General features: G+C 57.9%; 26 protein-coding genes and 1 pseudogene. 18 read left to right on the top strand and 9 right to left on the bottom strand.

What is annotated here, in order from left to right:
* The 3 genes and pseudogenes from C5P05_RS04330 to C5P05_RS04320 form a co-directional block, all read left to right on the top strand.
* Nucleotides 1-254 (top strand): response regulator (locus C5P05_RS04330; RefSeq protein ID WP_114968628.1); only part of this gene is annotated, 254 nt, incomplete at its 5' end.
* Entirely contained in the window at nt 254-1075 is an 822-nt protein-coding gene (locus C5P05_RS04325; RefSeq protein WP_198674620.1) for a response regulator, read from the top strand. The genes C5P05_RS04330 and C5P05_RS04325, both read left to right, overlap by 1 nt.
* A 23-nt stretch (nt 1076-1098) precedes the next feature.
* Nucleotides 1099-1731, top strand: a pseudogene (locus tag C5P05_RS04320) (Crp/Fnr family transcriptional regulator); the annotation flags it as partial.
* On the opposite strand, the gene C5P05_RS35235 reads toward C5P05_RS04320, so the two are convergent.
* The 3 genes from C5P05_RS35235 to C5P05_RS04310 all read right to left on the bottom strand — a co-directional run bounded on the left by C5P05_RS35235 (nt 1694) and on the right by C5P05_RS04310 (nt 3009).
* Nucleotides 1694-1825 (bottom strand): hypothetical protein, encoded by a 132-nt coding sequence (locus tag C5P05_RS35235; RefSeq protein WP_420130721.1) that lies wholly within the window; start codon nt 1823-1825, stop codon nt 1694-1696. The pseudogene C5P05_RS04320 and the gene C5P05_RS35235 overlap by 38 nt on opposite strands.
* A 44-nt stretch (nt 1826-1869) precedes the next feature.
* Nucleotides 1870-2346: a glycine zipper 2TM domain-containing protein gene (locus C5P05_RS04315; protein ID WP_114968625.1), complete on the bottom strand. Its 477-nt coding sequence runs from the start codon at nt 2344-2346 to the stop codon at nt 1870-1872.
* 84 nt (nt 2347-2430) lie between these two features.
* A complete protein-coding gene (locus tag C5P05_RS04310; RefSeq protein ID WP_114968624.1) occupies nt 2431-3009 on the bottom strand; it encodes a BON domain-containing protein in 579 nt (192 codons plus the stop codon).
* Nucleotides 3010-3243: 234 nt separating this feature from the next.
* Between C5P05_RS04310 and C5P05_RS04305 the strand changes: the two genes are divergently transcribed.
* On the top strand, nt 3244-3459 hold the full coding sequence (locus tag C5P05_RS04305; protein WP_114968623.1) for a hypothetical protein: 216 nt from the start codon (nt 3244-3246) through the stop codon (nt 3457-3459).
* Between the two features lie 33 nt (nt 3460-3492).
* Here the strand turns inward: C5P05_RS04305 and cls are convergent, their stop codons facing one another.
* Together cls and C5P05_RS04295 are read right to left on the bottom strand one after the other, a co-directional pair.
* Nucleotides 3493-4869, bottom strand: a complete 1377-nt coding sequence (gene cls, locus C5P05_RS04300; protein ID WP_114968622.1) for a cardiolipin synthase — start codon at nt 4867-4869, stop codon at nt 3493-3495.
* A gap of 17 nt (nt 4870-4886) precedes the next feature.
* Nucleotides 4887-6845 (bottom strand): AsmA family protein, encoded by a 1959-nt coding sequence (locus C5P05_RS04295; RefSeq protein ID WP_114968621.1) that lies wholly within the window; start codon nt 6843-6845, stop codon nt 4887-4889.
* 93 nt (nt 6846-6938) lie between these two features.
* Here C5P05_RS04295 and C5P05_RS34310 point away from each other — a divergent pair, with 93 nt between their 5' ends.
* The 4 genes from C5P05_RS34310 (at nt 6939) to C5P05_RS04275 (ending at nt 8739) form a co-directional block, all read left to right on the top strand.
* The gene (locus C5P05_RS34310; protein WP_232834338.1) at nt 6939-7367 is read left to right on the top strand and encodes a hypothetical protein; all 429 of its coding nucleotides are present in this window, start codon (nt 6939-6941) and stop codon (nt 7365-7367) included.
* Nucleotides 7368-7869: 502 nt separating this feature from the next.
* Nucleotides 7870-8115, top strand: coding sequence for a hypothetical protein (locus tag C5P05_RS04285; RefSeq protein ID WP_114968620.1), 246 nt, complete (start codon nt 7870-7872; stop codon nt 8113-8115).
* 31 nt (nt 8116-8146) lie between these two features.
* The gene (locus C5P05_RS04280) at nt 8147-8305 is read left to right on the top strand and encodes a DUF3309 family protein (RefSeq protein WP_114968619.1); all 159 of its coding nucleotides are present in this window, start codon (nt 8147-8149) and stop codon (nt 8303-8305) included.
* A gap of 113 nt (nt 8306-8418) precedes the next feature.
* A complete protein-coding gene (locus C5P05_RS04275) occupies nt 8419-8739 on the top strand; it encodes a hypothetical protein (protein WP_114968618.1) in 321 nt (106 codons plus the stop codon).
* 37 nt (nt 8740-8776) lie between these two features.
* Here C5P05_RS04275 and C5P05_RS04270 read toward each other — a convergent pair whose 3' ends face one another.
* The 3 genes from C5P05_RS04270 to C5P05_RS04260 all read right to left on the bottom strand — a co-directional run bounded on the left by C5P05_RS04270 (nt 8777) and on the right by C5P05_RS04260 (nt 10865).
* The gene (locus C5P05_RS04270) at nt 8777-9037 is read right to left on the bottom strand and encodes a hypothetical protein (protein WP_114968617.1); all 261 of its coding nucleotides are present in this window, start codon (nt 9035-9037) and stop codon (nt 8777-8779) included.
* Between the two features lie 97 nt (nt 9038-9134).
* Nucleotides 9135-9299 carry a DUF1328 domain-containing protein gene (locus tag C5P05_RS04265; protein ID WP_114968616.1) on the bottom strand — a complete coding sequence of 55 codons (165 nt, stop codon included), beginning with the start codon at nt 9297-9299 and terminating at the stop codon, nt 9135-9137.
* Nucleotides 9300-9491: 192 nt separating this feature from the next.
* Entirely contained in the window at nt 9492-10865 is a 1374-nt protein-coding gene (locus C5P05_RS04260) for a CHASE3 domain-containing protein (protein ID WP_114968615.1), read from the bottom strand.
* 56 nt (nt 10866-10921) lie between these two features.
* On the opposite strand from C5P05_RS04260, the gene C5P05_RS04255 reads away from it, so the two are divergent.
* Nucleotides 10922-11554 carry a response regulator transcription factor gene (locus tag C5P05_RS04255; RefSeq protein ID WP_114968614.1) on the top strand — a complete coding sequence of 211 codons (633 nt, stop codon included), beginning with the start codon at nt 10922-10924 and terminating at the stop codon, nt 11552-11554.
* Nucleotides 11555-11560: 6 nt separating this feature from the next.
* Here C5P05_RS04255 and C5P05_RS04250 read toward each other — a convergent pair whose 3' ends face one another.
* Nucleotides 11561-11962 carry a response regulator transcription factor gene (locus tag C5P05_RS04250; protein WP_114968613.1) on the bottom strand — a complete coding sequence of 134 codons (402 nt, stop codon included), beginning with the start codon at nt 11960-11962 and terminating at the stop codon, nt 11561-11563.
* A gap of 337 nt (nt 11963-12299) precedes the next feature.
* On the opposite strand from C5P05_RS04250, the gene bktB reads away from it, so the two are divergent.
* The 9 genes from bktB to narI all read left to right on the top strand — a co-directional run bounded on the left by bktB (nt 12300) and on the right by narI (nt 26129).
* Entirely contained in the window at nt 12300-13487 is a 1188-nt protein-coding gene (bktB, locus tag C5P05_RS04245; protein WP_114968612.1) for a beta-ketothiolase BktB, read from the top strand.
* A 31-nt stretch (nt 13488-13518) separates the two neighbouring features.
* A complete protein-coding gene (locus C5P05_RS04240; protein WP_114968611.1) occupies nt 13519-15441 on the top strand; it encodes a type IV pili methyl-accepting chemotaxis transducer N-terminal domain-containing protein in 1923 nt (640 codons plus the stop codon).
* A gap of 8 nt (nt 15442-15449) precedes the next feature.
* Nucleotides 15450-16130: a response regulator gene (locus C5P05_RS04235; RefSeq protein WP_114968610.1), complete on the top strand. Its 681-nt coding sequence runs from the start codon at nt 15450-15452 to the stop codon at nt 16128-16130.
* 163 nt (nt 16131-16293) lie between these two features.
* A complete protein-coding gene (locus C5P05_RS34915) occupies nt 16294-17550 on the top strand; it encodes an MFS transporter (protein ID WP_114968609.1) in 1257 nt (418 codons plus the stop codon).
* 29 nt (nt 17551-17579) lie between these two features.
* Nucleotides 17580-19202: an antiporter gene (locus C5P05_RS34910; protein ID WP_420130720.1), complete on the top strand. Its 1623-nt coding sequence runs from the start codon at nt 17580-17582 to the stop codon at nt 19200-19202.
* A gap of 116 nt (nt 19203-19318) precedes the next feature.
* A complete protein-coding gene (locus C5P05_RS04220; protein WP_114968607.1) occupies nt 19319-23140 on the top strand; it encodes a nitrate reductase subunit alpha in 3822 nt (1273 codons plus the stop codon).
* Nucleotides 23141-23151: 11 nt separating this feature from the next.
* Nucleotides 23152-24675 carry a nitrate reductase subunit beta gene (narH, locus tag C5P05_RS04215; protein ID WP_114968606.1) on the top strand — a complete coding sequence of 508 codons (1524 nt, stop codon included), beginning with the start codon at nt 23152-23154 and terminating at the stop codon, nt 24673-24675.
* A gap of 3 nt (nt 24676-24678) precedes the next feature.
* Nucleotides 24679-25398: a nitrate reductase molybdenum cofactor assembly chaperone gene (narJ, locus tag C5P05_RS04210; RefSeq protein WP_114968605.1), complete on the top strand. Its 720-nt coding sequence runs from the start codon at nt 24679-24681 to the stop codon at nt 25396-25398.
* Entirely contained in the window at nt 25395-26129 is a 735-nt protein-coding gene (narI, locus tag C5P05_RS04205; protein ID WP_114968604.1) for a respiratory nitrate reductase subunit gamma, read from the top strand. Before narJ ends, narI begins: the two co-directional genes overlap by 4 nt.
* Nucleotides 26130-26132 lie beyond the last annotated feature (3 nt).

The raw sequence follows: 26132 nt of genomic DNA, 5'->3' as shown, positions 1-26132 counted from the left end.
ACATCAATCTGCCCGGCATCAGCGGCCTGCAGGCGCTGGCGATCCTGCGCGACGATCCGGCCACAAGACACATCCCTGTGCTGGCCATCAGCGCCAATGCCATGCCGCGCGATATCGAGAAAGGCCTGGCGGCCGGCTTCTTTCGCTACCTCACAAAACCAATCAGAATCAACGAGTTTATGGAAGCGCTGGACATGGGGTTAGAACTTGACGAAACAATCTCATCCGGCGATGAATTAGGAGAAATAGCATGATGCTTAGTGCCCAGGAGATTCTTGACGCCAGCATTCTTATTGTTGACGATCAGGCGGCCAATGTCATTCTTCTTGACCAATTGCTGGGTGAAGCCGGCTACACCTGCGTAACTTCAACGATGAATCCTCAGGAGGTCTGTGCATTGCATCACAAGAACCGCTACGATCTGATCTTGCTGGACCTGCAGATGCCGGGCATGGATGGATTCGAGGTCATGGAAGATCTCAAAACGGATGCTACCGACGACTACCTTCCGGTCATCGTGCTCACGGCCCAACCGGGACACAAATTGCGCGCGCTGCAAACGGGCGCAAAGGATTTCATCAGCAAGCCATTCGATTTAATCGAAGTCAAGACGCGCATCCACAATATGCTGGAAGTGCGACTGCTGTACAAGAAACTCGGCGACTTCAACAAGATTCTGGAGCAAACGGTGCTGGAACGGACCGCCGAACTTCGCGAAAGCGAAGCCCGCTATCGCAGTCTGACCGAACTGGCCTCCGACTGGTACTGGGAGCAGGACGAGAACATGAACTTCACCAAAGTTTCCGGCCCGGTTCTTGAGATGCTCGGAATTCAGGTGGACGCCTTGGATGACGATACAAACGGTATTCAGATGGCGGGCTGGAATCAGGCTGAGCGGGAGTTACTGCAGGCAAGTATTGCCGCCCGACAACCATTTTTGGATTTTGTTTTCAGCCGTAACAATGCCGATGGCTCGCTACAAAAGTTTCAGGTAAGCGGAGAGCCCATGTTCGACCGTTTCAGTCGATTCATCGGCTATCGAGGCATTGGCATTGAACTCACCGCCAAAATTTGAACACGAACAATCGGTGATCTACGATGTCAATATCCCATAGTCCGAACCAAAATCACCTTCTCGCCGCGCTCCCCGCGGCTGATTTTGAACCCTTGACTGCGCATCTGGAACTAGTTCCTATGGCACTAGGTCAAATGCTATATGAACCTGGCGGACAGCTGCGACACGCCTATTTCCCAACCACGTCCATCGTGTCATTGCACTATGTCACGGAGTCCGGTGCGTCCGCCGAAACCGCAGGGGTTGGCAATGAAGGCGTCGTCGGAATTTCGCTTTTTATGGGAGGCGACACGACGTCAAGCTCAGCCGTGGTGCAGACCGCCGGACATGCTTACCGACTCGAATCTCGCTTGCTGCAACAAGAATTTAATCGCGCTGGCCTGCTGCAGCGTTTGTTGCTGCGCTACACCCAAGCCTTGATGACGCAGATGTCACAGACTGCTGTGTGCAACCGACACCACTCCGTGGAACAGCAGTTATGCCGCTGGCTACTGCTGACGCTGGATCGGATTCCTTCGCGTGAGTTGGTCCTGACGCATGAATTGGTCGCCAACACGCTTGGCGTGCGTCGGGAAAGCGTGACAGAAGCGGCCGGAAAATTGCAACGCGCCGGCTTCATCAGTTACCGCCGCGGGCACATTGCAGTGATTGACCGGGGCGGCCTGGAGACTCACTCCTGTGAGTGCTACGCGGTGGTAAAAAAAGAATTGACCCGCCTGCTGTCAGATGTACGCTATCGCCAAGACGCACCAGTGCTGGGCCGCTAACCACCTGCGGCCAACAGGCAAAGCAAATCAATACCGCCGCGCCACGCCGTTGTCGATCTGCACGCGATCCCCTACACGGATATCAGGGTTTGTGGTTTGCATCACGGTCTGATAGGAGCCATCGCGCATCCGGATCGTGAATTTGTAGGCATCAGCCTGCTGCTGATTACGTTTTTCTACTTGATGCCCCGCATAGGCTCCGCCCGCAGCGCCTACGACGGTCGCGGCCGTCTTGCCCTGACCCGCGCCGACCTGGTTGCCAACGATGCCGCCGACGACAGCACCCGCGATTGCGCCAATGCCGATACCGGTATTGTTCTGCCTGACCAGCTCTATGGACTGTACGACACCATAGGCCGAGTAAACACCTCCTGTATTACTGGATTGTGGATAGGCAGGTTCCGAACCGTAGGCATTGGGTGGCGCGTTCATGTCTGCGCAAGCTCCAAGTGCAAGTACAGCGGCCAAACCGAGTACTGATCCGAATTTCTTCATGGGTTTCATAATCTATCTCCTAAATGGTGAACGGGTGATGGGTTTGCAGTTCATACCGGCGACAAATCCGGAAGACCGAAATTTGCCTTATTCCTATTTCTTGATGCTCATTTCATTGCGGACATCGCGCACGCCCACAATGGCGCGGGCGACCTCTATGGCGCGGTCCATCTGGCTCTGGTTGTCGACAAAGCCACTAAGTTGAACCTCGTCTTTTCGCGTGACAACTGCAATATCAAAGCTCTTGACCGTTATATCTGCAAGCAATGCGGCCTTGACCTTGCCCGTGGTAATTCCATCGTCGATTTTGTTACCAACTGTGGTTGCCGTATCCTTCAAGATCACATTGTTCAAAATACTTTTGACACCGGTCACCGCGTGTGTAACGGCGGTCGCCCGATCTAGTTGCGTCTGGTTGTCGACAAATCCGCTCAACTGCACCTCCCCTTTACGGGTTTCGACCTTGAAATCGAAACTTTTGATGTCCGGGTCGGCAAGCAAGGCGGATTTGACGCTGGTGGTTACCACACTGTCGTCAATCTCTGTCCCTACCGTCGTGCTGGGCGGAGGCATGCCAGTCGCGTCCAAAGGTTTGTTGCAGCCGGCGACAAAGACGGTCAGCATGACTGCAAGCGTTGTACTCAAAGCAAGCACTCCAAGTTTAGGTCTCATATGTATTTTTCTCCACAATAAAAGGCATGAAGCGAGTTGTTAGCTTCCTCCAAGTTGCCTTTTTTTTCTGTTCGCCTGCGTACATACGAGATACAACATTTCATCTACTCTGCAGGTAATTCATGAAGTTTCTGTCCACTTTGCACCGAAGCAAGGCTCAACAAGATGTCGAAAAAATATGCTCCAGCGGACCTGATTCGATTAACCTATTCACTTTATTGGAGAAAAACACAAATGAACGCTACAAAACTCATAGGAATCATCCTGATTGCGGGCGGCTGCCTTGGCTTGGCGTACGGCGGCTTCAGCTATACAAAGGAAACCACTGGCGTGAAGCTGGGCCCGCTGGAACTCAAGGTTCAGGAGAAGGAAAGGATCAACGTCCCACTGGTTGTCAGCGCCGGAGCCATCGTACTTGGCGTGTTCCTGCTTGTCGTCGGACGCAAATAACGGACTCCCGCAACGTATAGCCAGGCAACGCGGCTATAGCAGGCGACCCCATAGCCGCGCCATCCATTCCTTGAGTCGAAAACTCAGCGGCCGGGTTTCCCAGTGTTCCCGGTCAATGGATTCCGATACCTCAAGGTCCTTGGTAAACATGACCTGCATTTGTTGCGCGAACTCACGCCCAATGATCACCGCGTTGACCTCGTCGTTGTCGAGAAAGCTTCGCCAGTCCAGATTGGTCGAACCCACGGTGGACCAAACACCATCGATAACGGCCGTTTTCGAGTGCAATAGCGCTCCACGTCGTTCATAGATTTTGACGCCGCCTTCGAGTAGGCTTGCGTAGTGCGAGCGCCCCGCGTGAAATACCAATGCCGAGTCTGAGTGACTCGGCAATATGAGCTTGACATCGACTCCACGACCAGCAGCATCGGTTAGCGACTTCAGCAGTTGGGGGTCGGGTACGAAGTACGCGTTCGTCAGGTATACCTGCTTTTCTGCATTGCTGATCGCCGATATCAGGGTCAGATAGATCAGGCTGTATGGATCGTCGGGCGTGCTGCCGATGGCGCGCACGATGTCTTTCCCCTGCGCCTTCAGCTCGGGAAAATAGTCTCTTTTGGCAAGCGGCTTGCCGCGCTGCTTTCCCCAAGTCTGAATGAAAAGCTTCTGAAATTCGCCAACCACCGGGCCTTCAATCTCCAGGTGGGTGTCACGCCAAGCGACCGTGTTTCCATCCGCCCTCCCGGTCCGCCGGACGATTGAGCCCGAAGAATAGACGCTGCTGATATTGATGCCACCGATAAATGCAGTTCGACCGTCGACCACTAGCAATTTCCGGTGATCACGGTTGTTGATCAACCAGGGCGTCTTCGCCGAGAGTGGGTTAATCGGATTGAATTCGAGCACCTGGATCCCGCCTTGCGTCAGCCGCTCGAAGAAGGTCTTGGGCGTATTGATTCCACCGACACTGTCATAAATCAGGTTGACTTGCACACCCCGACCTTGCTGCGCCAACAACAAGTCGGCGAACTGCCGTCCTATTTCATCGTCTTCGATAATGTAGGATTCCAGGTTGATATGGTCCCGAGCTCTTCGGATGGCCGCGAACATGGCTGAGTACGTGGCCGCACCGTCCTGCAACAAGGTGACCTTGTTTTCCACGGTGAGAGGACTACCGACGATGGCCTGCTCCAAGGCTATCTGCTTCTCCAGAATATCAATCTTCCCCGATTCGCGTTTGAGCGCGGCGAGAATCGCTGCACTCTTTTGCGCGGAAAGCGCACCACGGGCGTTTTCGAATCTGGCTGCTTGCCCGCTATGGCGCTCTATGACGGCCTTTGCGTCGGGGAGGGTGGCGCAACCCGTCACGGCAAGCGTGGAAAACACCGTCACCACCGCTACTTTAAGCATGCGAATTACGATCCTTTTCATTTTCGAGGGCCTGTTGTTTTATTCCCTGAGCGCGGCAAAGCACGTGCCTCCCGGACCAGTTGCCTGCAATCACTGTCACTTCCAGGACCCGCATCGATCAAGGGTATCAACGCGAACAAAGGATTGACGATGCCCAGCGCAATCGCGCCGAGCGCGCGCACCGCGACCCGCCCCTGATCCACCTTGACGTCGGGATGGGCAAAGCTGCCGCGAATGTAAATCGGACTTCGCAAAGCCACGGGACTGGTGTTTTTCGTCTTCTGATTGATCGTCACATCCAGCGTCTCCTGGCCCAGATCGATGCGGCCAGTTCCGACAAGGGTAGTGATCTCGGTGTCGAAGACCAGCGCGTCGGCGTGCATGATGCCTTCCTTGACGTCGAAGTCAGCCACTCCGCAACGAAGCTTGACGAGCCTGTCCCCCGCCACTTTCAGCGCCAGTATTTCCCAGAGATGCAGACCCGCTTTTTCCATCATCAACTTGCTGATCTCGCCACGGGTGACGACCAGTCCCACCTTGCCGTTGGAACTCGCCAGCATGCGTCTGACAGAGTTACCTTTTCCCGCAAGGTCGAATTCACCGTTGATTTGACCCATGCTGCTCTTGCTTAGTTCCACTGTCGGAAACAATTTGGCCATGAGAATTTTTCTCGCGCGCACCTGCACATGGGCTTCAATCGGATCCTTGCGCCCATCGAGAGAAATTACCGCATTGAGTTGACCACCCGCGACGCCGAAATTGAGCGGTTTAAGCGTCAGCACGGAATCGCGCAAGCTCAGACTCGCAACAAGGTTTTCAAGCGGCAGCGCCTTGGCATGACGGATGGCTTTGGCCTGCAAGGTCACTTCGGCGTCTACGCTGTCCCAGCGGTCAGTCTTGAACGGCAGGTCCGGCAACACGCGAGCGCGGGCAGGCGTGAATGCGGTTTTGGGGATAGGCGTGTCTGTTTGCGCCGGACCAGCCCTTACGCCGATCAAGGGCCCAAGATCGGCGAAATCAAGTAGACTGGAAACCAGGTCCGCTTTCATTGCCGGGCGCTTTCCGCCGGTGTCAACCCCGACGGTGCCCGTCATATCGGTATTGCCTATTCGGCCGGAAAATTTCTCGTAACGCCACGTTCGCTCGCTGTGCAACAGGTGTCCGTCAATCGCGTAAGCACGCGTTTCAGGGAGCGCAATGCCGAGCAGCGGATAAAGCTGAGCCAGACTCTCGCCACGCACGGCAAGGCGCATGTCCAATGCGGACAACTTCAGCAGACTGGTGATCGTGCCGTCGGCCTTTACCTTGGTGCTGCCCACGGTGAACTCGGTCTTCAGCGGATAAGGTGTACGTTCGTCGCGCAATCCAAGCACCGGCCCACCGTTGCCGCGCGCCTTGAGGGGCAGACCCTTGTATTGCCCTTGCGCCGTGAAGGCAAGCCCGGCGCCAGCTGGTTGAGCGTTTGATGTCGAGAGTTCGGACTGGATGCTGGTTTTCTGCCCGGCATCGTCGTAGCCAAGTGTTCCATGATCAAGCGTCAGGCGGTCGATACGGATGCGGGCGCTTTCGTCCTGCTGGTTGAGGTCCAGCAGCCAGTTCTTTTGCCCGTTGACGCCCTGTTCCAGAAAAATCACGGGACGCTTGAGCCAAACCTCGGAGAAAACGATATTTTGCCGGAGCAATTGCGGCAAGTCGATCGCTATTTCCACCGCCTCGGCTGCGACCATCTGTCTTTCCCTGGCCCAGCCCGGATTCGCGAACGTCACCGCACCGGCGTGAATGTATGGCCATGGCCAATCGAACCTGATCTCAAGATCGCCGCCAATAATCAGTTCGCGTCCCGTTTTGTCCAGCGTCATGCGCTCAATCGGGCCGCGCAGCCAGTTCCAGCCGAACATTGCGATACATAGAACAGTCAGCACGACGGATGCAAGAAAAACTCCCGCGATCCATTTGAGTGAACGAGGTAGTGTCATGGCAATGGGGGAGAAAATGCGGGCATTCTTTGAAGGTCATGGAACCAAAGAACGCCCAGCGTCCGCGGTACGAGCCGCCGATTCACAGGTTCTGTGAGAACCCGTGAATACCGGGAAAATCGGCCCCGTGCTTCCTTATCGGGCTGGCACGATCACAACGGTGTCACCCGTTGTTGTACCTTTTGCGCCCGTGTTTCCTCTTGCGCCTGTGCTACCGGTGGCACCGGTATTACCGGTATTACCAGTGGCGCCCGTGTCGCCGGTTGCACCTGTGTAGCCGGTCGCTCCGGTATTACCCGTGGCTCCAGCACCGCCAGTTGCCCCCGTATTGCCGGTGGCACCCGTGTAGCCGGTCGCACCGGTATTGCCAGTGGCTCCAGCACCGCCAGTTGCACCAGTATGCCCCGTTGCGCCGGTGTAGCCGGTGGCCCCGGTATCACCGGTTGCGCCCTGTGGTCCGGCGGGGCCGGCGGGTACCGAAAAACATCCACCCAACGCGAGCGTCACCGCTCCAGCGACTAACAGTTGTGAAATCTTCATGATATTTCCTTTACTAAACTAACGAAAAATACGCACCTATTGGTGGGCCGTTACTCTGAATTGATCAGTTTCTGGTGACTACGGTCAGCATCGGCAGATCACGCCATTGCTGTGAATGGTCGACCTCGCATCCGAGAAATATGTCAGTGCGTTACGACTACTGGCAAGACTACGCGAACCGTTTGTTCACTTCTGTGCGGTGGCGCGCATAGCCATATTTTTCTGAAGAAAATTTTGGCCAAGTCTTCTGCGACCGACCAACAAATGGATGCAGGGGTAACACGTCCACCCTGATTACCCAAGGTGCGTGTGGCATTCAAAGTCAGCGAAAATCAGGTCTCAATGTTCGCCAGCGCACTGAATTGCGCCAGGCATGCGCTTAAGCTGCAAACACGCCAAATATGACAAACCAAGTTGTATCGGCTTATCAACGAACGGCTCGAAGCCATTCGTGCCATTGTTTTTCAGTTTCAAAGGATCTCTCATGAACCGTTCGATACTAATTTCAGCACTCCTCGCAACGCTGAGCCTGGCCGCTTGTGACAAACCTACTGTTGTCAACGTCCCCACCCCTGTCGCTGTGCCCGGTCCCGCGGGTCCGCAAGGCGAAGCCGGCAGCACCGGTAACACTGGCAGCACTGGCAGCACCGGCAGCCAAGGCGAAACCGGCAAGTCCGGCGAGGGGACTACGGTGATCGTGACACCTGCGACATCCGCGCCTGCCAACTGAATCTACTTACTCACAACTTCAAGGAAAAACCATGAGTCTGGGAACCATACTTTTGATCATTCTGATCCTGATGTTGATCGGCGCTATTCCGAGTTGGCCGCACAGCAGGAACTGGGGCTACGGGCCCAGTGGCGGATTGGGATTGGTTGTGATCATCATCATCGTGCTGCTGTTGATGGGAAGGCTATAGGGGATGTTCCCACTCCCGGGCGACTCATTAGTGAAACCAAATTCGAGTTGCCCTGGAATCCAACCCGGCGAACCGCACCTTCGGTGCTTTCAACTCCCACCGAAGGCGTCAACATGATCCAACTTACTTCCAAAGCCAATCGCCCCGCGCAGCAGGAGACGGATTTCACCTGCGATGTCAACAGTGAACTGGTTGCGCTGGCACCGCTTGCGGATCCTGCATCGGACATTGCCATTGAGGATTTCGACATTCTGTTGAATGCCGTCAAGGCAAGACTCAGACAGACCGCCAGCGAGTGCGCCACCGCGACCACCGATTCACAAGCGCGAGATACCGCGATCCGGGTCCAGGCCGGCGTACTGGATTGCGTTTTCGCACTGGACCAACTGCACGCAATGCTGACGAAGGAACTCCATCGAAGCCTGCCGCGATAACACAGTTACCTGTGTTACCCAGCGGTGCACTTGAGTTTCAACCGCGATAACGCGAACGACCAAGCAGACTGACGATCGCCATGAGTGCCGCGCCCGCTACGGCGGCAATCAGCATGGCCTTGACGGGTTCGTCCTTAATGTAGCCCACCGTGCTATCGGAGGCACGCAGTGCCCGATCGCGTATCAGATGCGAGGCATCCAGAACACCATCCACGCCACGTTGAGCCAGGGCATTGACTTGATCAGCAGCCCGGTCTGCAAGATTTTGAGTTTGTGCTAAAGGTTTTTTGGAAAACATGAGACTCCTTCGATGGGGTTATAGAAAAACAGAATGCGCCGTGGGCGCTGAAGCGCGAGGAACAACAGACCGCATTGCAGACCATTCGACCTGGGCCTCAACGCTTCTTGATAAGTCCAAATAGAAAACTGGCCACGGCCAGGACCGCGAACACAATGAATAAAATCTTTGCAATTTCCACGGCGCCGGCGGCAATGCCACCAAATCCGAACAATGCGGCGATCAATGCAATGACGAAGAACACAACAGCATAGTGCAGCATGACAGGCTCCTGGTTTGGCGAGCGGTATAGAGCTCAGGGTGCATGGGCTCGCAGCTTGCTTCGCTACGATGATTCAAGTATCGACTTTGGCTCATCTCGCGGCTATAGGCTGACCCGCCACGACCCCGTCGGTGGAGCGCGTGACCCTGTGTAGGACGCCGCTGACAGTCTCCGCAAAGAGGCTTGGGCGGCCTATTGGCGTGCCGACCCCTGGGCCGCGGCATGTTTCGATTTCGGCAGCTTTGCTTCAATCAAGGTACCTTGATCCGGCGCTGATACAAGGGTCAGGGTCCACCCTTCGGCCTCTACGCGAAAACGCATGCCCACCAGCCCATACACGGAACTTGGTCGCACAGTGGTATCGAAGCCGACGCCATCGTCACGAACAGAGACCGACACTTGGCCGTCGCGCGTGGCCAAACTCACCCAGACCTGGCTCGCCCGGGCGTACTTGGTGATGTTGGTAATCGCTTCCTGCACCAAACGATAGACCATCAATTCGGCGGTTGGCTCCAGATCAACGGGTTCCAGAGCGCAATGAACCGCTACTCCGGAATGATCGGCGAACTCGCGTGCCAGAATTTCGAGTGTCGCCACCAAGCCCAAATTGCTTAACGCCGATGGCCGGAGATCTTCGATGATGCGCCGACCCAGGGCAATTCCGCTGTTGAGCGTATCGACCAAATGGGCGAGCAACTCCAGAGCCTCGGGTGCGCGGCCGGCGAGCCGGGACTTGATTCGGGCCGCGTCAAGCTTGGCGGAGGTCAGCAGAGAACCCAGGTCATCATGCAAATTGCGCGCCAGACGATTGCGCTCATCTTCGCGCGCTGTCAGCAGGTGACGGGTCAATTCGCTCAACTGCGCGGTGCGCTGGATGACCTCAATTTCCAGACGGTCGCGTTCCACCTGCACTGCCCGCTTCAGTTCCTGTTCCTGCTTCTTCAGCGCAAAGGTCTGCCGCAGGTACATAAAAAGGGCCAGCAGGCCGATGGCGCTCAAGGCGGCCATGCCGATGCGGCTTAGCATCAAGGTATGGTAGATGTCCTTTCGGCCGGCCTCCACGTTTTCAGTCTCACGCTGCAGCAATTCGGCGCTGAGTGTCCGAAAGGAGTCCATTTGATCGCTACCAATGTTGCTCAAAGTAATTTGGGTCACCGATTCAGCCTTGCCCTGGTTGTATAGATTGATCGTCAGCGCAAGTTCCGACAGCTTGGTCTCGATCAAGGAATGCAGTTTCCGGACCTTCTCCATTGGCCCTGGCTTATTCCCATAAAACAGGTCCAGTACCTTGAGCGACTTATCGATCTTCCTGAGTGCCTCGTTATAAGGCTGAAGATACTCTTTGCGGTTAGTCAACAAATAGCCGCGCTGCCCGGTCTCGGCATCCAGGACGCTCAGGTGCAACTCCTGGATGGCCGTATGTGCCACCGCCATCTCACCCAGTTCGTTGAGCGTCTCAACCGACTGCCGATACGAGCCCTCGCTGATGAATATCATCGCCACCGCAGCCAAGCAAGCCAGTGGGAAGACAATCCGGCTGGATTTGAATGCCTTTAATACGCCCATCTTCAGACCTTTCCCCTAAATATGGGATCATTCACCATGCAGCCACACCACACATCATGATTCGAATTGCCATTGTTGATGACCACGCCATGGTTCGCGCAGGATTGCGCCAGTTTTTCGCCGACCAGATGGACTTTGCCGTTGTCGCGGAAGCGTGCAATGGTCGCGAGGCGCTCGATATCGTTCGCAAGGGCGAAGTCGACGTGATTGTGATGGACATTTCCATGCCTGAGCATAGCGGTGTCGATGCGCTGGCAGCGATCAAAGCTCGCGCACCCGACTTGCCGGTACTGATCCTGAGCGGTTTTCCGGAAGAGCATTACGCCACCACGCTTCTGCGTCAAGGCGCCAGCGGCTATTTGAACAAGGACTGCGACCCCGAAGAAATCGTGAAGGCGATCCGCACCGTGTACAGAGGGCGAAAATACATCACGGCAGGTGTTGCCGAGCGCCTCGCCGAAGGCTTGAGTGGAGGTGGCGATGCGCCGCTTCATGAACAACTGTCGGAGCGGGAATTGCAGGTGTTTCTGCGCTTGGCCAAGGGCGAGTCCGTCGGCCACATGGCCATCAGTATGTCGCTCAGCGTCAAAACGGTCAGCACCTATCGCACTCGCGTGATGGAGAAAATGAAACTGGAGTCCAATAGCGACCTGACCTACTACGCGCTGAAAAACGGTTTGATTCAGTAAGTCAGCTCAGGCGGGCAAGCCGCTTCCGGTTTCACCTGCTGCCAGCTGACCGCAATACAGGATCAAGGCATCAATCTCGTTGGACTTGTCAAACACTCTGTCTGCGCCCAACTCCAGGCACTTATGTCGAATGTCCTGCGTGGCATAGTTGCTCAGAACCACCAACTTGTAGGGTTGTGCCAACCCGTTGACAGCCCTGAGAACGCCCAATCCGGAGCCTCCCTTCAGAAAAATATCAATGATCACAAGATCGCAAACATTGTCTGACTGGGTAAGCCATTGCACCGCCGTCAACTCATCTTCCGCTGTTCCAATCACCTCGACCGGTACGAGTTCTTCCAAGGTGGCGATCAGGCTTTGGCGAATGACCGGGCTGTCTTCGACGATATAGGTCTTGAGTTTTTGCATGGACCGGGGCGCTATTTCATTGGAATCCAGAGCCTGTGACTTCAGCCCTGCGTCACCGTAAGAACCGTTGCCGCGACAATTAACCGTTGGTGAAGTGCAAGACATGGTGAAACATAAAGAAGTTGCCTGAGTATGCATTCGAAACGGCAGTATCGCCATTGCGCGCTGTCGCGCATTTTTGTCGGACGATTCCTACACCGCCTCCGTGGAGCTGCAACCTGTTTGCTGAAGTGCGCGACGGATGCGGCGGCACGCAAGCGATACATCAGTAAGATGTCGATAAGCGATTTGGCGCAGACTGTTATTTTTTTCACCTTTGTCAATTTAGGAGATTCCCATGAGCCGTGAAGTTGTTGTTGTCAGCGGTGTGCGCACCGCCATTGGTACCTATGGCGGCAGCCTGAAAGACATTCCCCCCTCCGAACTGGCGGCACAAGTGGTGCGCGAGTCGCTGGCCCGGGCCAAGGTGGACGGCAAGGATGTCGGTCATGTGGTGTTTGGCCATGTGGTCAACACCGAGCCCAAGGACATGTACCTGTCGCGCGTGGCGGCCATCAACGGCGGCTGTGCCGAGAGCACACCAGCGTTCAATGTCAACCGCCTGTGCGGCTCCGGCCTGCAGGCCATCATTTCGGCCAGTCAGAGCATATTGCTGGGCGACACCGACATCGCCATTGGCGGCGGCGCCGAAAACATGAGCCGCGGCCCCTATGCCAGCCTGACGGCGCGCTGGGGCGCCCGCATGGGCGACACCAAAATGGTCGACATGGTGGTGGGCGCGCTGCACGACCCCTTTCACACCATCCACATGGGCGTGACGGCGGAAAACATCGCCGCCAAGTGGGGCATCAGCCGCGAAGAACAGGACGCGATTGCGGTTGAAAGCCATAACCGCGCCCAGCGCGCCATCGAAGCCGGTTACTTCACGTCCCAGATCATGCCCGTCATGCTCAAGAGCAAAAAAGGCGAAGTGGCCTACGCCACGGACGAGCACTTCCGTCCGAACTGCTCGATGGCGGACATGGCCAAGCTCAAGCCGGCCTTCCTCAAGGAAAACGGCACCGTCACCGCCGGCAATGCCTCCGGCATCAATGACGCAGCCGCCGCCGTGGTGCTGATGGAAGCCGGCACCGCCCAGGCGCGTGGCCTGAAGCCGCTGGCGCGTCTGGTGGCCTACGCCCATGCCGGGGTGGACCCGAAATACATGGGCATTGGTCCCGTGCCGGCGACACAACTGGCACTCAAAAAGGCCGGCTTGACGGTAAACGACCTGGACGTGATTGAAGCCAACGAAGCCTTTGCCGCACAAGCCTGCGCAGTTTCGCGCGATTTGGGTTTGGACCCTGCCAAAGTTAATCCCAATGGCTCAGGCATTTCCTTGGGTCACCCGATTGGTGCCACCGGTGCGCTGATTACCGTAAAGGCCCTGTATGAACTGGAGCGCATCGGTGGCCGCTACGCGCTGGTCACCATGTGCATCGGTGGCGGCCAGGGCATCGCCGCGATTTTTGAACGCGTGTCCTGATCTTCAGAACAGCAAAGGCCGGAGCCGCGCCATGACATTTACCAAACACTGGGGTCTGGGCGCCAAGCTGGCTCTGGTGGGCGCGCCCTTTCTGCTGCTAGCGCTGCTCTCGACAGCTGCCACGCTGTGGGTATCATGGCAGCTCGATGGCGGCGCCGCCGCGGTCAATGAGGCCGGCCGTATGCGGATGCAGTCTTACCGCATGGCCCTGGCCATTGGAACGGGAGAGACGAGTGCCCTGGCCGAACAGGTCAAGGAGTTTGATCAGAGTCTGACCGTGCTGCGCGATGGCGACCCCGAACGTCCTTTGTTTGTCCCTTGGGACGACACGGTGCGCGCGCGGTTCGTGACGGTTGAGCGTGACTGGGCTACCTTCCAGTCGCGCTGGATTGATGCCAAGCCCAGCGTCGTGCGTGATTTAAGGGCTGACACGGTCACTTTCTCCTCCCACATCAATGCATTGGTGACCGGTATTGAATCCCACATGGCGCGCTGGACTGCTTTGCTGCATTTGCTACAGATGACCATGTTGGCGATGGCCATACTGGGGGCGGCTGTATTGCTCTACACGGGGTATCTTTTTGTTCTGGAACCGGTCGGCCAGTTGAAGCAGGCCATTGAGAAGATCCAGTTGGGTGATTTTGGCGCCCGGGTGGAACGCGTGACAAGTGACGAATTCGGCACTCTCGCTGACGGCTTCAACGGAATGGCAGAACACCTGCAGTCCATGTACCGCAATCTGGAACACAAAGTAGCGGAAAAAACCGCTCAACTCGAAGAAAAGCATGAACGACTGGAAAGCCTTTACGAAGTAACGGCCCTGGTGGCGAAATCTACCTCGCTAGACGAACTGGCGCAGGGCTTTGTCAAGAGCATTACGCGGATTGCCCGCGCAGACGGCGTCGCCTTGCGCTGGTCGGGCCAGGCCAACCAGCGTTACCTGATGCTGGCCGCCGATGGCTTGCCGAGCTCGATGGTGGACGCAGAACTGTGTCTGGACAAAGGCGATTGTCATTGCGGCCAGGCCTCCCCGGAAACTGGATTGCGCGTCATTCCCATCCAGAGCATGGCTAAAACGTCGCTGCAGCATTGCACCAAGGCCGGCTTCGAGACGATCGTCAACATCCCGGTTTACCTTCATGACCGACTGATGGGTGAGGTTGATCTGTTCTTTCACGCCAGAGTCAACCCGTCTCCTGCGGAGCGATCCCTGCTTGAAGCGCTCAGCAGCCACCTGGCCAGCGCCATGGAAAACCTGCGTCTCAACGCGCTGGAAAGAGAAGCCGCCGTGTCGCAGGAACGGCACTTGCTGGCCCGGGAGTTGCACGACTCCATCGCCCAATCCCTGGCGTTCCTCAAAATTCAGGTTCAGCTGATGCGCGATGCAGTGCAGTCAGGCAATCCGGTTGAAATAGAACAGGTGCTGGAGGAAATTGATGTCGGCGTACGCGAAAGCTATGGCGATGTGCGTGAACTTCTGTTGCACTTCCGCACCCGCACCAACACCGAAGACATCGAACCGGCGCTGGCCACCACTCTTCGGAAATTTGAACACCAAAGCGCTATCAAAGCGTCCATGGCCATGCAGGGGCAAGGCATGCCTTTATCACCTGACCTGCAAATACAGGTGTTGCACATCGTTCAGGAAGCCTTGTCCAACGTCCGCAAGCACGCGCGTGCCTCGCAAGTCTGGCTGGATGTGCAGCAGCAGCCCGAGTGGCGCTTTGAGGTGCGCGACGATGGTATTGGCTTCACCCCCAACAATGACCAACTCGACGAAACCCATGTGGGCCTTCGCATCATGACCGAGCGGGCCCAGCGTATTGGAGCCGACCTGGACGTGATCTCCACGCCGGGTCATGGCAGCTCGATCATTCTCACCCTGCCACCACACGCCCACCCGATGCCAAAGGCGTCCGCAACCGCGCGCGAACCCAACCTTGTCCAGCAATGAGTTCAGTCATGCAGCCACACCCGACTTTGCCCATTCGAATCCTGGTGGTGGACGACCACACGCTGTTTCGGCGCGGCTTGACCGCACTGTTGGCACGCGACCCGCGCCTGAACGTGATCGGTGATGCGGCCGATGCCGGCCAAGCGCAACGCAAGGCACAGGAACTTCAACCGGATCTCATTCTGTTGGACAACCACTTGCCGGGCGTCAATGGCGTGGACGCCTTGCCGGCCTTGATGGAAGCGGCGCCCGGCGCCCGCATCCTGATGCTGACCGTCAGCGAAGATGAAAATGACCTCGCCGCAGCCTTGCGCGGCGGCGCTGCCGGCTACCTTCTCAAAACCATCGAAGGTGACGACCTGACCGCCGCCATCCTGCGCGCCATGGACGGGGACAGTGTCGTGGCACCCGAGATGATGAGCAAGCTCGTGGCCGCGTACCGGGGGGCAACGGGAGGCGCCCCTGCCAGCCCGGCCATCGCACCCGAAACCGCCATTGCCAGCCTGTCGCCCCGCGAACTTGACGTTTTGCGTGGCATCGTTCGAGGCGCCAGCAACAAGGAAATTGCGCGCGAACATGGCATTGCCGAAACCACCGTCAAAATCCACGTCCAGCACGTCTTGCGCAAGCTCAACGTCAGCTCCCGGGTCCACGCCGCCGTGATAGCAACCGAGCACGGCTTGCTTTGATCTGGCGCAAACAATCGCGATAACAGCGCTTCGCTAGTTCGTCAGAACTATGCGGCCGGGCCGTCGCGTAGTTCCATTTACCCTGGTCGCCGCTCCTTCAGAGGGATGCCGCTCCAGGCCGGTCCGCCCTAAAGTCATGTCATGCAAAAAAGGAGTTTTTGACATGACAAAAAAAGGGCAGGCACTCTCCGTGCTCATGGTCAGCACACTGGCATTCACGGTGTGCTTTATGGTCTGGATGATGTTTGGTGTGATCGGCATCCCGATCAAGAAGATACTGGGGCTCAACGCCACAGAATTCGGACTACTGACAGCAACACCCGTACTAACCGGGTCGCTGATTCGGGTCCCACTGGGCATCTGGACCGACAAATACGGCGGCCGTATCGTGATGGCCCTCTTGATGGCACTGACAGTGCCGGCCATCTATTTGATGAGTTACGCCACCGCCTACTGGCACTTCCTGGTCATCGGCCTGTTCGTGGGATTGGCCGGCGGATCGTTTTCCGTGGGCACGCCTTATGTCGCACGCTGGTTTCCCAGAAACCAGCAGGGTTTCGCCATGGGCGTCTATGGCGCTGGCAACTCGGGGGCCGCCGTCAACAAGTTCGTCGCACCCGCGCTGGTCGTGGCATTTGGCTGGACGATGGTGCCGCAGGTGTATGCCGCCATCATGTTGGGAACGGTCGTGCTGTTCTGGTTTTTCAGCCACAGCGACCCAACTCACCTGGTATCGAGCCACACCAAGTTCAGCGATCAACTGAAATCGCTAAAAGATCCGAAAGTGATGAAGTACTGCCAGTACTACAGCATCGTATTCGGCGGCTATGTGGCCTTGTCCCTGTGGATGGTGCAGTACTACGTCGGCGAATTCGGGCTGGATATTCGCTCCGCCGCCTTGCTGGCCGCCTGCTTCTCGCTGCCCGGTGGCGTACTGCGCGCCGTGGGCGGCTGGATGTCGGACAAATGGGGCGCGCACAGCGTCACCTGGTGGGTTCTGTGGGTGAGCTGGATCTGTCTGTTCTTCCTGAGTTACCCTCAAACCGACTTCACCATTGCCACCACCTCGGGTCCGGCCACCTTCCACCTCGGCCTCAACATCTACGCGTTCACGGGTTTGATGTTCATTCTGGGCATCGCCTTTGCGTTCGGCAAGGCCAGCGTCTTCAAATACATCAGCGACGACTACCCCACGAACATCGGCACCATCAGCGGCATTGTGGGCCTGGCCGGCGGACTGGGCGGTTTTGTCCTTCCCATCATGTTCGGGGCCTTGATGGACCTGACGGGCATCCGCTCCAGCGCCTTCATGTTGATGTACGGCGTGGTCTGGGTCTCGCTCATCTGGATGTACTGGACCGAAGTGCGTCGCAGTGAAGTCATGGGCAAGAACGCTGTGCCCTTCAGCCTGCAGAACTGAACTCAGTTTTACCGAAAGAACCTATGAATATGAAAACACAATCCGGCGTAGATATCGCTGACTGGCGTCCGGAAGACGAACGATTTTGGGAAACCACGGGCAAGAAAATCGCTTACCGCAATCTGTGGATCTCGGTGCCCAGCCTGCTGTGCGGCTTCGCCGTCTGGGGCATGTGGGGCATCATCACCGTGCAGATGCTGAATCTGGGATTTCCGTTCACCCAGGCTGAGCTCTTCACCCTTACCGCCATCTCAGGTCTGGCTGGCGCCACCATGCGCATCCCGGCCTCATTCCTGATCCGGCTGGCGGGCGGGCGCAACACCATTTTCCTGACCACGGCCATGTTGTTGGCACCCGCCATTGGCACCGGCATCGCCTTGCAGCACAAGGAATGGCCGCTGTGGGTCTTTCAGCTGATGGCCCTGTGGTCGGGCGTGGGCGGTGGCAATTTCGCCAGCTCCATGTCCAACATCAGCACCTTCTTCCCGAAGCGTTTGCAAGGCACGGCACTGGGCCTGAACGCTGGCCTGGGCAACTTCGGTGTTACCACGATGCAGATCGTGATCCCGCTGGTGATGACCATGAGCCTGTTTGGCGGCTTCGCCGGTGAGTCCATGACACTGGTGAAAGACAGTGGCTGGATTTTTGGCAAGATCACTGCGGGCACACCGACCTGGATCCAGAACGCCGGCTTTGCCTGGCTGCTGTCACTGATTCCCCTGTCCATCCTGTGTTACTTCGGCATGAACAACCTGAAGACCGTGTCACCCGACATCGGCGGCACCATCGGTGCGTTTCTGAAAATTATCTGGCTCTACACCCTGTCGTTCGTACCGGCCGGCCTGGGCCTCTACCTGTACCTGCCCAAGCCCACCGGCCTGGGTCTGCTGAACATGTGGGTCGCGATGCCGCTGATCATCATCAGCACGCTGTTGGTATTGAAGCTCACGGCGTTTGGCACGATGAAGGAAAACATCAGCAAGCAGTTCGCCATCTTCAGCAACAAGCACACTTGGTCCATGACGGCGCTGTACATCGTGACTTTCGGCTCCTTCATTGGCTTCTCCATGGCCCTGCCGCTGGCGATCACGGTGATCTTTGGCATCAGTCACGTGCCCGATGCAGCGGGCGTGATGCAGCACACACTGAAGAATCCCAACGCAGTCTCGGCGCTCACCTACGCCTGGATCGGCCCCTTTGTCGGCGCGCTTGTGCGGCCCATTGGCGGTTGGATTTCGGACAAGGTCGGCGGCTCCATCGTGACGCAAATCATCTCGGCGGTCATGGTCGTGGCCTCGGGCTGGGTGGGCTACGTGATGATGCAGGCCTACGGCTCGGCCACGCCGGAGCAGTACTTCTCCACCTTCATGTGGCTGTTCGTGCTGCTGTTCGCTGCCAGCGGTATTGGCAACGGCTCCACATTTCGCACCATTGGCGTGATTTTTGACCGCCAACAAGCCGGCCCCGTGCTGGGCTGGACCTCCGCCATTGCGGCGTACGGCGCGTTCATCGCCCCCGTGGTGATTGGCGCCCAAATCAAGGCCGGCACACCCCAGATGGCCATGTACGGATTCGCGGTGTTCTACGCCCTGTGCCTGGTGCTCAACTGGTGGTTCTACCTGCGCGCCGGCTCGGAAATCAAGAACCCATGAGCCCTCTCCGCTGCTCATGAATGCAAATTGCTATTGTTTTAATAGCTATTTGTGCATGATGCACAAGGGCTAGAGCCTGTTTTTATATAAATTCACCCTTTCTAACGAGGTATCCCATGAGCCATTTTCTGGATCGACTCAGTTATTTTTCGCAAGCCACGGAGCCCTTCTCGGGCGACCACGGCGTCACCACCGGTGAAGACCGCACTTGGGAGGACGCGTATCGCGACCGCTGGGCGCACGACAAAATCGTCCGCTCCACCCATGGCGTGAATTGCACAGGCTCCTGCTCGTGGAAGATCTATGTCAAAGGCGGCATCGTGACCTGGGAAACCCAGCAAACCGACTACCCCCGCACGCGTTGGGACATGCCCAACCACGAGCCACGCGGCTGCGCACGCGGCGCCAGCTACAGCTGGTACCTGTACAGCGCCAACCGCGTGAAATACCCCATGGTGCGTGGTCGTCTGCTTAAGCTGTGGCGCGAAGCCCGCACCTCGTATGACCCGGTGGATGCCTGGGCCGCCATTGCCCAGTCTGATGAAAAACGCAAGGAATACCAAAGTGTGCGCGGCTTGGGCGGCTTCGTGCGCTCCAGCTGGGACGAGGTCAATGAAATGGTGGCCGCCGCCAATGTGTACACCATCAAAAAGCACGGCCCGGACCGCATCATCGGCTTCTCGCCGATTCCCGCCATGTCCATGGTCTCGTATGCAGCGGGCAGCCGTTATTTGAGCCTGATCGGCGGCGTGTGCATGAGCTTTTACGACTGGTATTGCGACCTGCCTCCCAGCAGCCCGCAAGTCTGGGGCGAACAAACCGACGTGCCCGAATCGGCCGACTGGTACAACTCCACCTTCATCATCGCCTGGGGCTCCAATGTGCCCCAAACCCGCACGCCCGACGCCCACTTCTTCACCGAAGTTCGCTACAAAGGCACCAAGACAGTGGCGGTCACGCCTGACTATTCCGAAGTCGCCAAACTGTCCGACATCTGGATGAAGCCCAAACAGGGCACGGACGCCGCCGTGGCCATGGCCATGGGTCACGTCATCCTCAAGGAGTTTTACTTCCCCGATGGTGGCAAGCCACGCAGCGCCTACTTCGACAACTATGTGCGCCGCTACACCGACATGCCGATGCTGGTGATGCTCAAGGAACATCAGTTGCCCAGTGGCGAAACCGTCATGGTGCCGGACCGTTACGTGCGCGCCTCCGACTTCAACGGCAAGCTCGGCGCGGCCAACAACCCCGAGTGGAAAACCGTCGCCCTGGATGACAACGGCAAAGTGGTTCTGCCCAACGGCGCCATCGGCTTCCGCTGGGGTCCGGACGGCCGCGCCGACGAAGGCCAGTGGAATCTGGAGGCCAAGGAAGCCCGCCATGGCAGCGAGGTGAAACTCAAACTGTCGGTCATGGAAGGTGAAAACCCCAGCACCGAGACCGCGAAGGTGGGCTTCCCCTACTTCGGCGGCATCGTCAGCGAGCACTTTCCGAACAATGCCAGCGGCGATGGTGCCAACAACGTGCTGGTGCGCACCGTGCCCGTGCAACGTATTTCCCTAGGCAAGGAAGGCGAACAGCGCGAGGCACTGGTGGCCACCGTGTTCGACCTGCAAGTGGCCAACTATGGCGTAGCGCGCGGCCTGCCGGGTGAGATGGCAGCCAAAGACTTCAACGACGACACACCGTACACGCCCGCCTGGCAGGAGCGCATCACCGGCACGCCGCGTGAGCAGCTGATCACCGTGGCACGCCAGTTTGCCGACAATGCCGACAAGACCCATGGCAAGTCCATGGTCATCATCGGCGCGGCCATGAACCACTGGTACCACAGCGACATGAACTACCGTGGCGTCATCAACATGCTGATGATGTGCGGCTGCATCGGTCAAAGCGGTGGCGGCTGGGCGCACTATGTGGGTCAGGAAAAGCTCCGGCCCCAAACCGGCTGGACCGCACTGGCCTTTGCCCTGGACTGGATTCGCCCGCCCCGGCAGATGAACTCCACCAGCTTCTTCTACGCCCACACCGACCAGTGGCGTTATGAGAAGCTGGGCATGGAAGAAGTGCTCTCGCCGCTGGCCGACAAAAAACTCTACGGCGGCAGCATGATCGACTACAACGTGCGCGCCGAGCGCATGGGCTGGTTGCCGTCCGCTCCGCAGCTGAAGACAAACCCCTTGCAGGTGGTGCGCGACGCGAACGCCGCTGGCATGGACCCCAAGGACTACGCCGTTAAAGGCCTGAAAGACGGCTCGCTCAAAATGAGCTGCGAAGACCCGGACCATCCCGACAACTGGCCGCGCAATATGTTCGTCTGGCGCTCCAACATCCTGGGCTCCAGCGGCAAGGGACACGAGTACTTCCTGAAACACCTGCTGGGCACCAGCCACGGCGTGCAGGGCAAGGACCTGGGACACGACGAAGCCAAACCGACCGAAGTGGTCTGGCACGACAAGGCACCCGAAGGCAAGCTGGACTTGCTGGTGACGCTGGACTTCCGCATGAGCACCACCTGTCTGTATTCCGACATCGTGTTGCCCACTGCCACCTGGTATGAGAAGAACGACCTCAACACCAGCGACATGCACCCCTTTATTCACCCCTTAAGCACGGCGGTGGACCCGGCTTGGCAGTCCCGCAGCGACTGGGACATCTACAAAGGCTTCGCCAAGAAATTCAGTGAAGTCTGTGTGGGCCACTTGGGCGTTGAGCGTGAAATGGTCTTGACACCCTTGATGCACGACACGCCCGCCGAACTGGCGCAGCCTTTCGGTGTGCAAGACTGGAAAGCCGGCGAGATCGACCTGATCCCCGGCAAGACCGCGCCCAATATGGCAGTGGTGGAACGCGATTACCCCAATGTGTACAAGCGTTTCACGGCGCTGGGCCCACTGATGAACAAAGTGGGTAACGGAGGCAAGGGCATCAACTGGAACACGCAGATCGAAGTCAAGCAATTGGGCGAACTCAATGGCCTGGTGACCGACCAGGGCGCGACCTGCGGCATGCCGAAAATTGAAACCGACATCGACGCTTGCGAGGTGGTTCTGCAACTCGCACCCGAAACCAATGGCCATGTGGCCGTCAAGGCCTGGGAAGCGCTGGGCAAACAAACGGGTCTGGACCATACCCACCTGGCGATCCACCGCGAGGACGAAAAAATTCGCTTCCGCGACATCCAGGCCCAGCCGCGCAAGATCATCAGCTCGCCGACCTGGAGCGGTATTGAGTCTGAGACCGTGTCCTACAACGCGGGCTACACCAACGTGCACGAGATGATCCCATGGCGTACGCTGACCGGGCGCCAGCAGTTCTACATGGATCACCCATGGATGACTGCTTTTGGCGAAGGCTTCACCACCTATCGCCCCCCGGTCGACCTCAAGACCACGGCCGGCATTCAGGGCATCAAACCCAATGGCAACGCTGAAATTGCCCTGAACTTCATCACGCCACACCAGAAGTGGGGTATCCACTCCACCTACACCGACAACCTGTTGATGCTCACGCTCAGCCGCGGCGGCCCCTGCGTATGGATGAGTGAAGACGACGCCAAATTGGCCGGCATCGTCGACAACGACTGGATCGAGTTGTTCAACCTCAACGGCGCCATCGCGGCCCGTGCCGTGGTCAGCCAGCGGGTCAAACCCGGCATGGTGATGATGTACCACGCACAGGAAAAGATCGTCAACACCCCGGGTTCGGAGATTACCGGCATGCGCGGCGGTATCCACAACTCGGTGACCCGGATTGTGCTCAAGCCGACTCACATGATCGGCGGTTACGCCCAGTTCAGCTACGGTTTCAACTACTACGGAACCATCGGTACCAACCGCGACGAGTTTGTGGTGGTGCGCAAGATGAACAAGGTGGATTGGCTGGACGACGAGCCCGATTCCGCAGACAGCTCAGCCACAGCAGACCACGCCTAAGGAGAAACCTCATGAAAATTCGCGCCCAAATCGGCATGGTGCTGAACCTGGACAAGTGCATCGGTTGCCACACCTGTTCAGTCACCTGCAAGAACGTCTGGACCAGCCGCCCCGGCATGGAGTACGCCTGGTTCAACAACGTCGAGACCAAGCCCGGCATTGGCTACCCCAAGGAATGGGAAAACCAGGACAAATGGAATGGCGGCTGGATTCGCAAAGCCAACGGCAAGATCGAGCCGCGCCAGGGGGCCAAGTGGAAGCTGCTCATGCGCATCTTCGCCAACCCGAACATGCCGGAGATTGACGACTACTACGAGCCCTTCACCTTCGACTACCACCACCTGCAATCGGCGCCCGAGTCCAAGGCAGCGCCAACAGCGCGCCCGCGCAGCCTGATCACCGGCAAGCGGATGGAGAAGATTGAGTGGGGTCCGAACTGGGAAGAAATCCTGGGCGGCGAGTTCTCCAAGCGCAGCAAGGACAAGAACTTCGACGACATCCAGAAGGACATTTACGGTCAGTTCGAAAACACCTTCATGATGTACCTGCCCAGATTGTGCGAGCACTGCCTGAACCCGGCGTGCGTGGCCAGCTGCCCGTCCGGCTCGATCTACAAGCGCGAGGAAGACGGCATTGTGCTGATCGACCAGGACAAATGCCGTGGCTGGCGCATGTGCGTGAGCGGCTGCCCGTACAAGAAGATCTACTACAACTGGAAATCCGGCAAAGCCGAAAAGTGCATCTTCTGCTACCCGCGTATTGAAGCCGGTCAGCCCACGGTATGCAGCGAGACCTGCGTCGGTCGCATCCGCTACCTCGGCGTGCTGCTCTACGATGCCGACCGTATTCAGGAAGCCGCCAGCGTCGAGCACGATCGTGACCTGTACCAGGCCCAACTCGATATTTTCCTGAACCCGCATGATCCAGCCGTGATTGAGCAGGCTCGCATCGACGGCATTCCGGACAAATGGATGGAAGCCGCACGCAACAGCCCGGTGTACAAGATGGCGGTCGACTGGAAGGTCGCCCTGCCCTTGCACCCCGAGTACCGCACCCTGCCGATGGTCTGGTATGTACCGCCACTCTCGCCCATCAGTGCGGCGGCCAATGCCGGCCACATCGGCATCAATGGCGAGATTCCGGATGTCAAGCAATTGCGCATCCCGGTCAAGTACCTGGCCAACCTGCTGACGGCCGGCGACACCCAGCCGGTGGAGCGCGCGCTGGAACGCATGCTGGCCATGCGGGCTTACCAGCGCGAAAAACATGTGGACGGACGCATCAACACCGCCGCATTGGACCAGGTGCAAATGACCCAGGCGGAGGTGGAAGAGATGTACCACGTGATGGCCATCGCCAACTATGAAGACCGCTTCGTGATCCCCAGCACGCACCGCGAATACGCCGAGAACACCTTTGACGTGCGCGGCGGTTGCGGTTTCTCGTTTGGCAGCGGTTGCTCTGACGGCGCCAGCGAGCCCAGTCTGTTTGGCGGCGCCAAGCGCCGCACCATTCCCATCAAGGCGGAGGTTTGAGCCATGTCCCTACTATCCAATCTTCCTAATGCGTCCATCAGCCTGCGGGTACTCGCCCGGCTGCTGTCCTACCCGGACACCACATTGCGAGGCCACTTGCGCGACATGCGCAGCGCGCTGCACGCCGACAAAACCATCCCGGCGCTACGCCTGGCCGAACTCGACACACTCATCGCCACACTGGAAAGCGGCGACACGCTGGAAAACGAGGCGGCGTACGTGGAGATGTTCGACCGCGGTCGCGCCACATCCTTGCATCTGTTTGAGCATGTGCACGGCGACTCGCGTGACCGCGGCCCGGCCATGATTGATTTGGCGCAGACCTACGAAAAAGCCGGCCTGTATCTGGCCCCGGACGAGATGCCGGACTATCTGCCGGCCGTACTCGAATTTGTGTCAACCCAGCCGCCGAAGGAGGCCCGCGCCTTCCTGGGCGAGATGGCGCACATTTTCAATGCCATCTTCAACGCTTTGGAACAGCGTGAAAGCGCTTACGCCAGTGTGCTGGGTGCCCTGCTGGAACTGGCGGGCGAGACCGCGCACGCGGTCAAGGTCGTACCGGACGAACCCATCGATACGGCATGGGAAGAGCCGGTCGTCTTCGATGGCTGCTCAACCAACGGTCAGGCCAAACCCGGCCAGCCTCAGCCCATTCACTTTGTCAAAAATGAAGCGGCCCGCGCCAGCGCGAAAGCCGCTGCACAGCAAGGAGTATCACCATGAACGCACTCGACACTTTTTTGTTTGGCTTGTATCCCTACATTTGTTTGACCATTTTTTTGCTGGGCAGCCTGATCCGGTTTGACCGCGACCAATACACCTGGAAGAGTGATTCTTCGCAAATGCTCAAAGTTGGGCAATTGCGACTCGGCAGCAACCTGTTTCACATCGGCGTGCTGTTCTTGTTTTTCGGGCACTTCTTCGGCATGCTGACCCCACACTTTGTGTATGAGTCATTCATCAGCGCAGGTGCCAAGCAGCTCATGGCCATGGTGTCGGGCGGCATCGCGGGCCTGCTGGGCTTTGTGGGCGTGACCTTGCTCCTGCATCGTCGCCTGTCCGAGCCACGCATTCGCGTCAACTCCAAGACCAGCGACATCGTCCTGCTCATCTTGCTGTGGCTTCAGTTGGCTCTCGGTCTGGCGACCATTCCCCTGTCGGCGCAGCATCTGGACGGCAGCATGATGATGAAGCTGGCCGGATGGGCTCAGTCCATCGTGACTTTCCAGACCGGCGCACCGGCGCTACTCGCTGAAGCAGGTTGGATCTTCAAGATGCACATGTTCCTGGGCATGAGCATCTTCCTGATCTTCCCCTTCACCCGTCTCGTTCACGTCTGGAGTGGCTTTGGTGCGGTCGCCTACCTGGTCCGCCCCCACCAGGTGGTTCGCGCCCGGCGCTTGAATGTGCCGGCCGACCAAAACCAGCCACGTCGCCCAGGCGCACGCGTTTAAGGA

Source organism: Rhodoferax ferrireducens, from assembly GCF_003347515.1.
Taxonomy (GTDB): Bacteria; Pseudomonadota; Gammaproteobacteria; order Burkholderiales; family Burkholderiaceae_C; genus Rhodoferax.
This window is presented reverse-complemented; position numbering and strand designations above follow the sequence as displayed.

What these genes read in the sequence shown, in the direction of transcription:
- narJ (WP_114968605.1), top strand. Translation starts at nt 24,679, where the DNA reads ATGTCCCTACTATCCAATCTTCCTAATGCGTCCATCAGCCTGCGGGTA.
- C5P05_RS04260 (WP_114968615.1), bottom strand. Translation starts at nt 10,865, where the DNA reads ATGGGCGTATTAAAGGCATTCAAATCCAGCCGGATTGTCTTCCCACTG.
- C5P05_RS04280 (WP_114968619.1), top strand. Translation starts at nt 8,147, where the DNA reads ATGAGTCTGGGAACCATACTTTTGATCATTCTGATCCTGATGTTGATC.
- C5P05_RS04220 (WP_114968607.1), top strand. Translation starts at nt 19,319, where the DNA reads ATGAGCCATTTTCTGGATCGACTCAGTTATTTTTCGCAAGCCACGGAG.
- C5P05_RS04240 (WP_114968611.1), top strand. Translation starts at nt 13,519, where the DNA reads ATGACATTTACCAAACACTGGGGTCTGGGCGCCAAGCTGGCTCTGGTG.
- C5P05_RS34910 (WP_420130720.1), top strand. Translation starts at nt 17,580, where the DNA reads ATGAAAACACAATCCGGCGTAGATATCGCTGACTGGCGTCCGGAAGAC.
- C5P05_RS04270 (WP_114968617.1), bottom strand. Translation starts at nt 9,037, where the DNA reads ATGTTTTCCAAAAAACCTTTAGCACAAACTCAAAATCTTGCAGACCGG.
- narH (WP_114968606.1), top strand. Translation starts at nt 23,152, where the DNA reads ATGAAAATTCGCGCCCAAATCGGCATGGTGCTGAACCTGGACAAGTGC.
- C5P05_RS04315 (WP_114968625.1), bottom strand. Translation starts at nt 2,346, where the DNA reads ATGAAACCCATGAAGAAATTCGGATCAGTACTCGGTTTGGCCGCTGTA.
- C5P05_RS04265 (WP_114968616.1), bottom strand. Translation starts at nt 9,299, where the DNA reads ATGCTGCACTATGCTGTTGTGTTCTTCGTCATTGCATTGATCGCCGCA.
- C5P05_RS04325 (WP_198674620.1), top strand. Translation starts at nt 254, where the DNA reads ATGCTTAGTGCCCAGGAGATTCTTGACGCCAGCATTCTTATTGTTGAC.
- C5P05_RS04255 (WP_114968614.1), top strand. Translation starts at nt 10,922, where the DNA reads ATGATTCGAATTGCCATTGTTGATGACCACGCCATGGTTCGCGCAGGA.
- C5P05_RS04275 (WP_114968618.1), top strand. Translation starts at nt 8,419, where the DNA reads ATGATCCAACTTACTTCCAAAGCCAATCGCCCCGCGCAGCAGGAGACG.
- C5P05_RS34915 (WP_114968609.1), top strand. Translation starts at nt 16,294, where the DNA reads ATGACAAAAAAAGGGCAGGCACTCTCCGTGCTCATGGTCAGCACACTG.
- C5P05_RS04285 (WP_114968620.1), top strand. Translation starts at nt 7,870, where the DNA reads ATGAACCGTTCGATACTAATTTCAGCACTCCTCGCAACGCTGAGCCTG.
- C5P05_RS04305 (WP_114968623.1), top strand. Translation starts at nt 3,244, where the DNA reads ATGAACGCTACAAAACTCATAGGAATCATCCTGATTGCGGGCGGCTGC.
- C5P05_RS04310 (WP_114968624.1), bottom strand. Translation starts at nt 3,009, where the DNA reads ATGAGACCTAAACTTGGAGTGCTTGCTTTGAGTACAACGCTTGCAGTC.
- bktB (WP_114968612.1), top strand. Translation starts at nt 12,300, where the DNA reads ATGAGCCGTGAAGTTGTTGTTGTCAGCGGTGTGCGCACCGCCATTGGT.
- C5P05_RS04295 (WP_114968621.1), bottom strand. Translation starts at nt 6,845, where the DNA reads ATGACACTACCTCGTTCACTCAAATGGATCGCGGGAGTTTTTCTTGCA.
- C5P05_RS04250 (WP_114968613.1), bottom strand. Translation starts at nt 11,962, where the DNA reads ATGCAAAAACTCAAGACCTATATCGTCGAAGACAGCCCGGTCATTCGC.
- cls (WP_114968622.1), bottom strand. Translation starts at nt 4,869, where the DNA reads ATGCTTAAAGTAGCGGTGGTGACGGTGTTTTCCACGCTTGCCGTGACG.
- narI (WP_114968604.1), top strand. Translation starts at nt 25,395, where the DNA reads ATGAACGCACTCGACACTTTTTTGTTTGGCTTGTATCCCTACATTTGT.
- C5P05_RS04235 (WP_114968610.1), top strand. Translation starts at nt 15,450, where the DNA reads ATGCAGCCACACCCGACTTTGCCCATTCGAATCCTGGTGGTGGACGAC.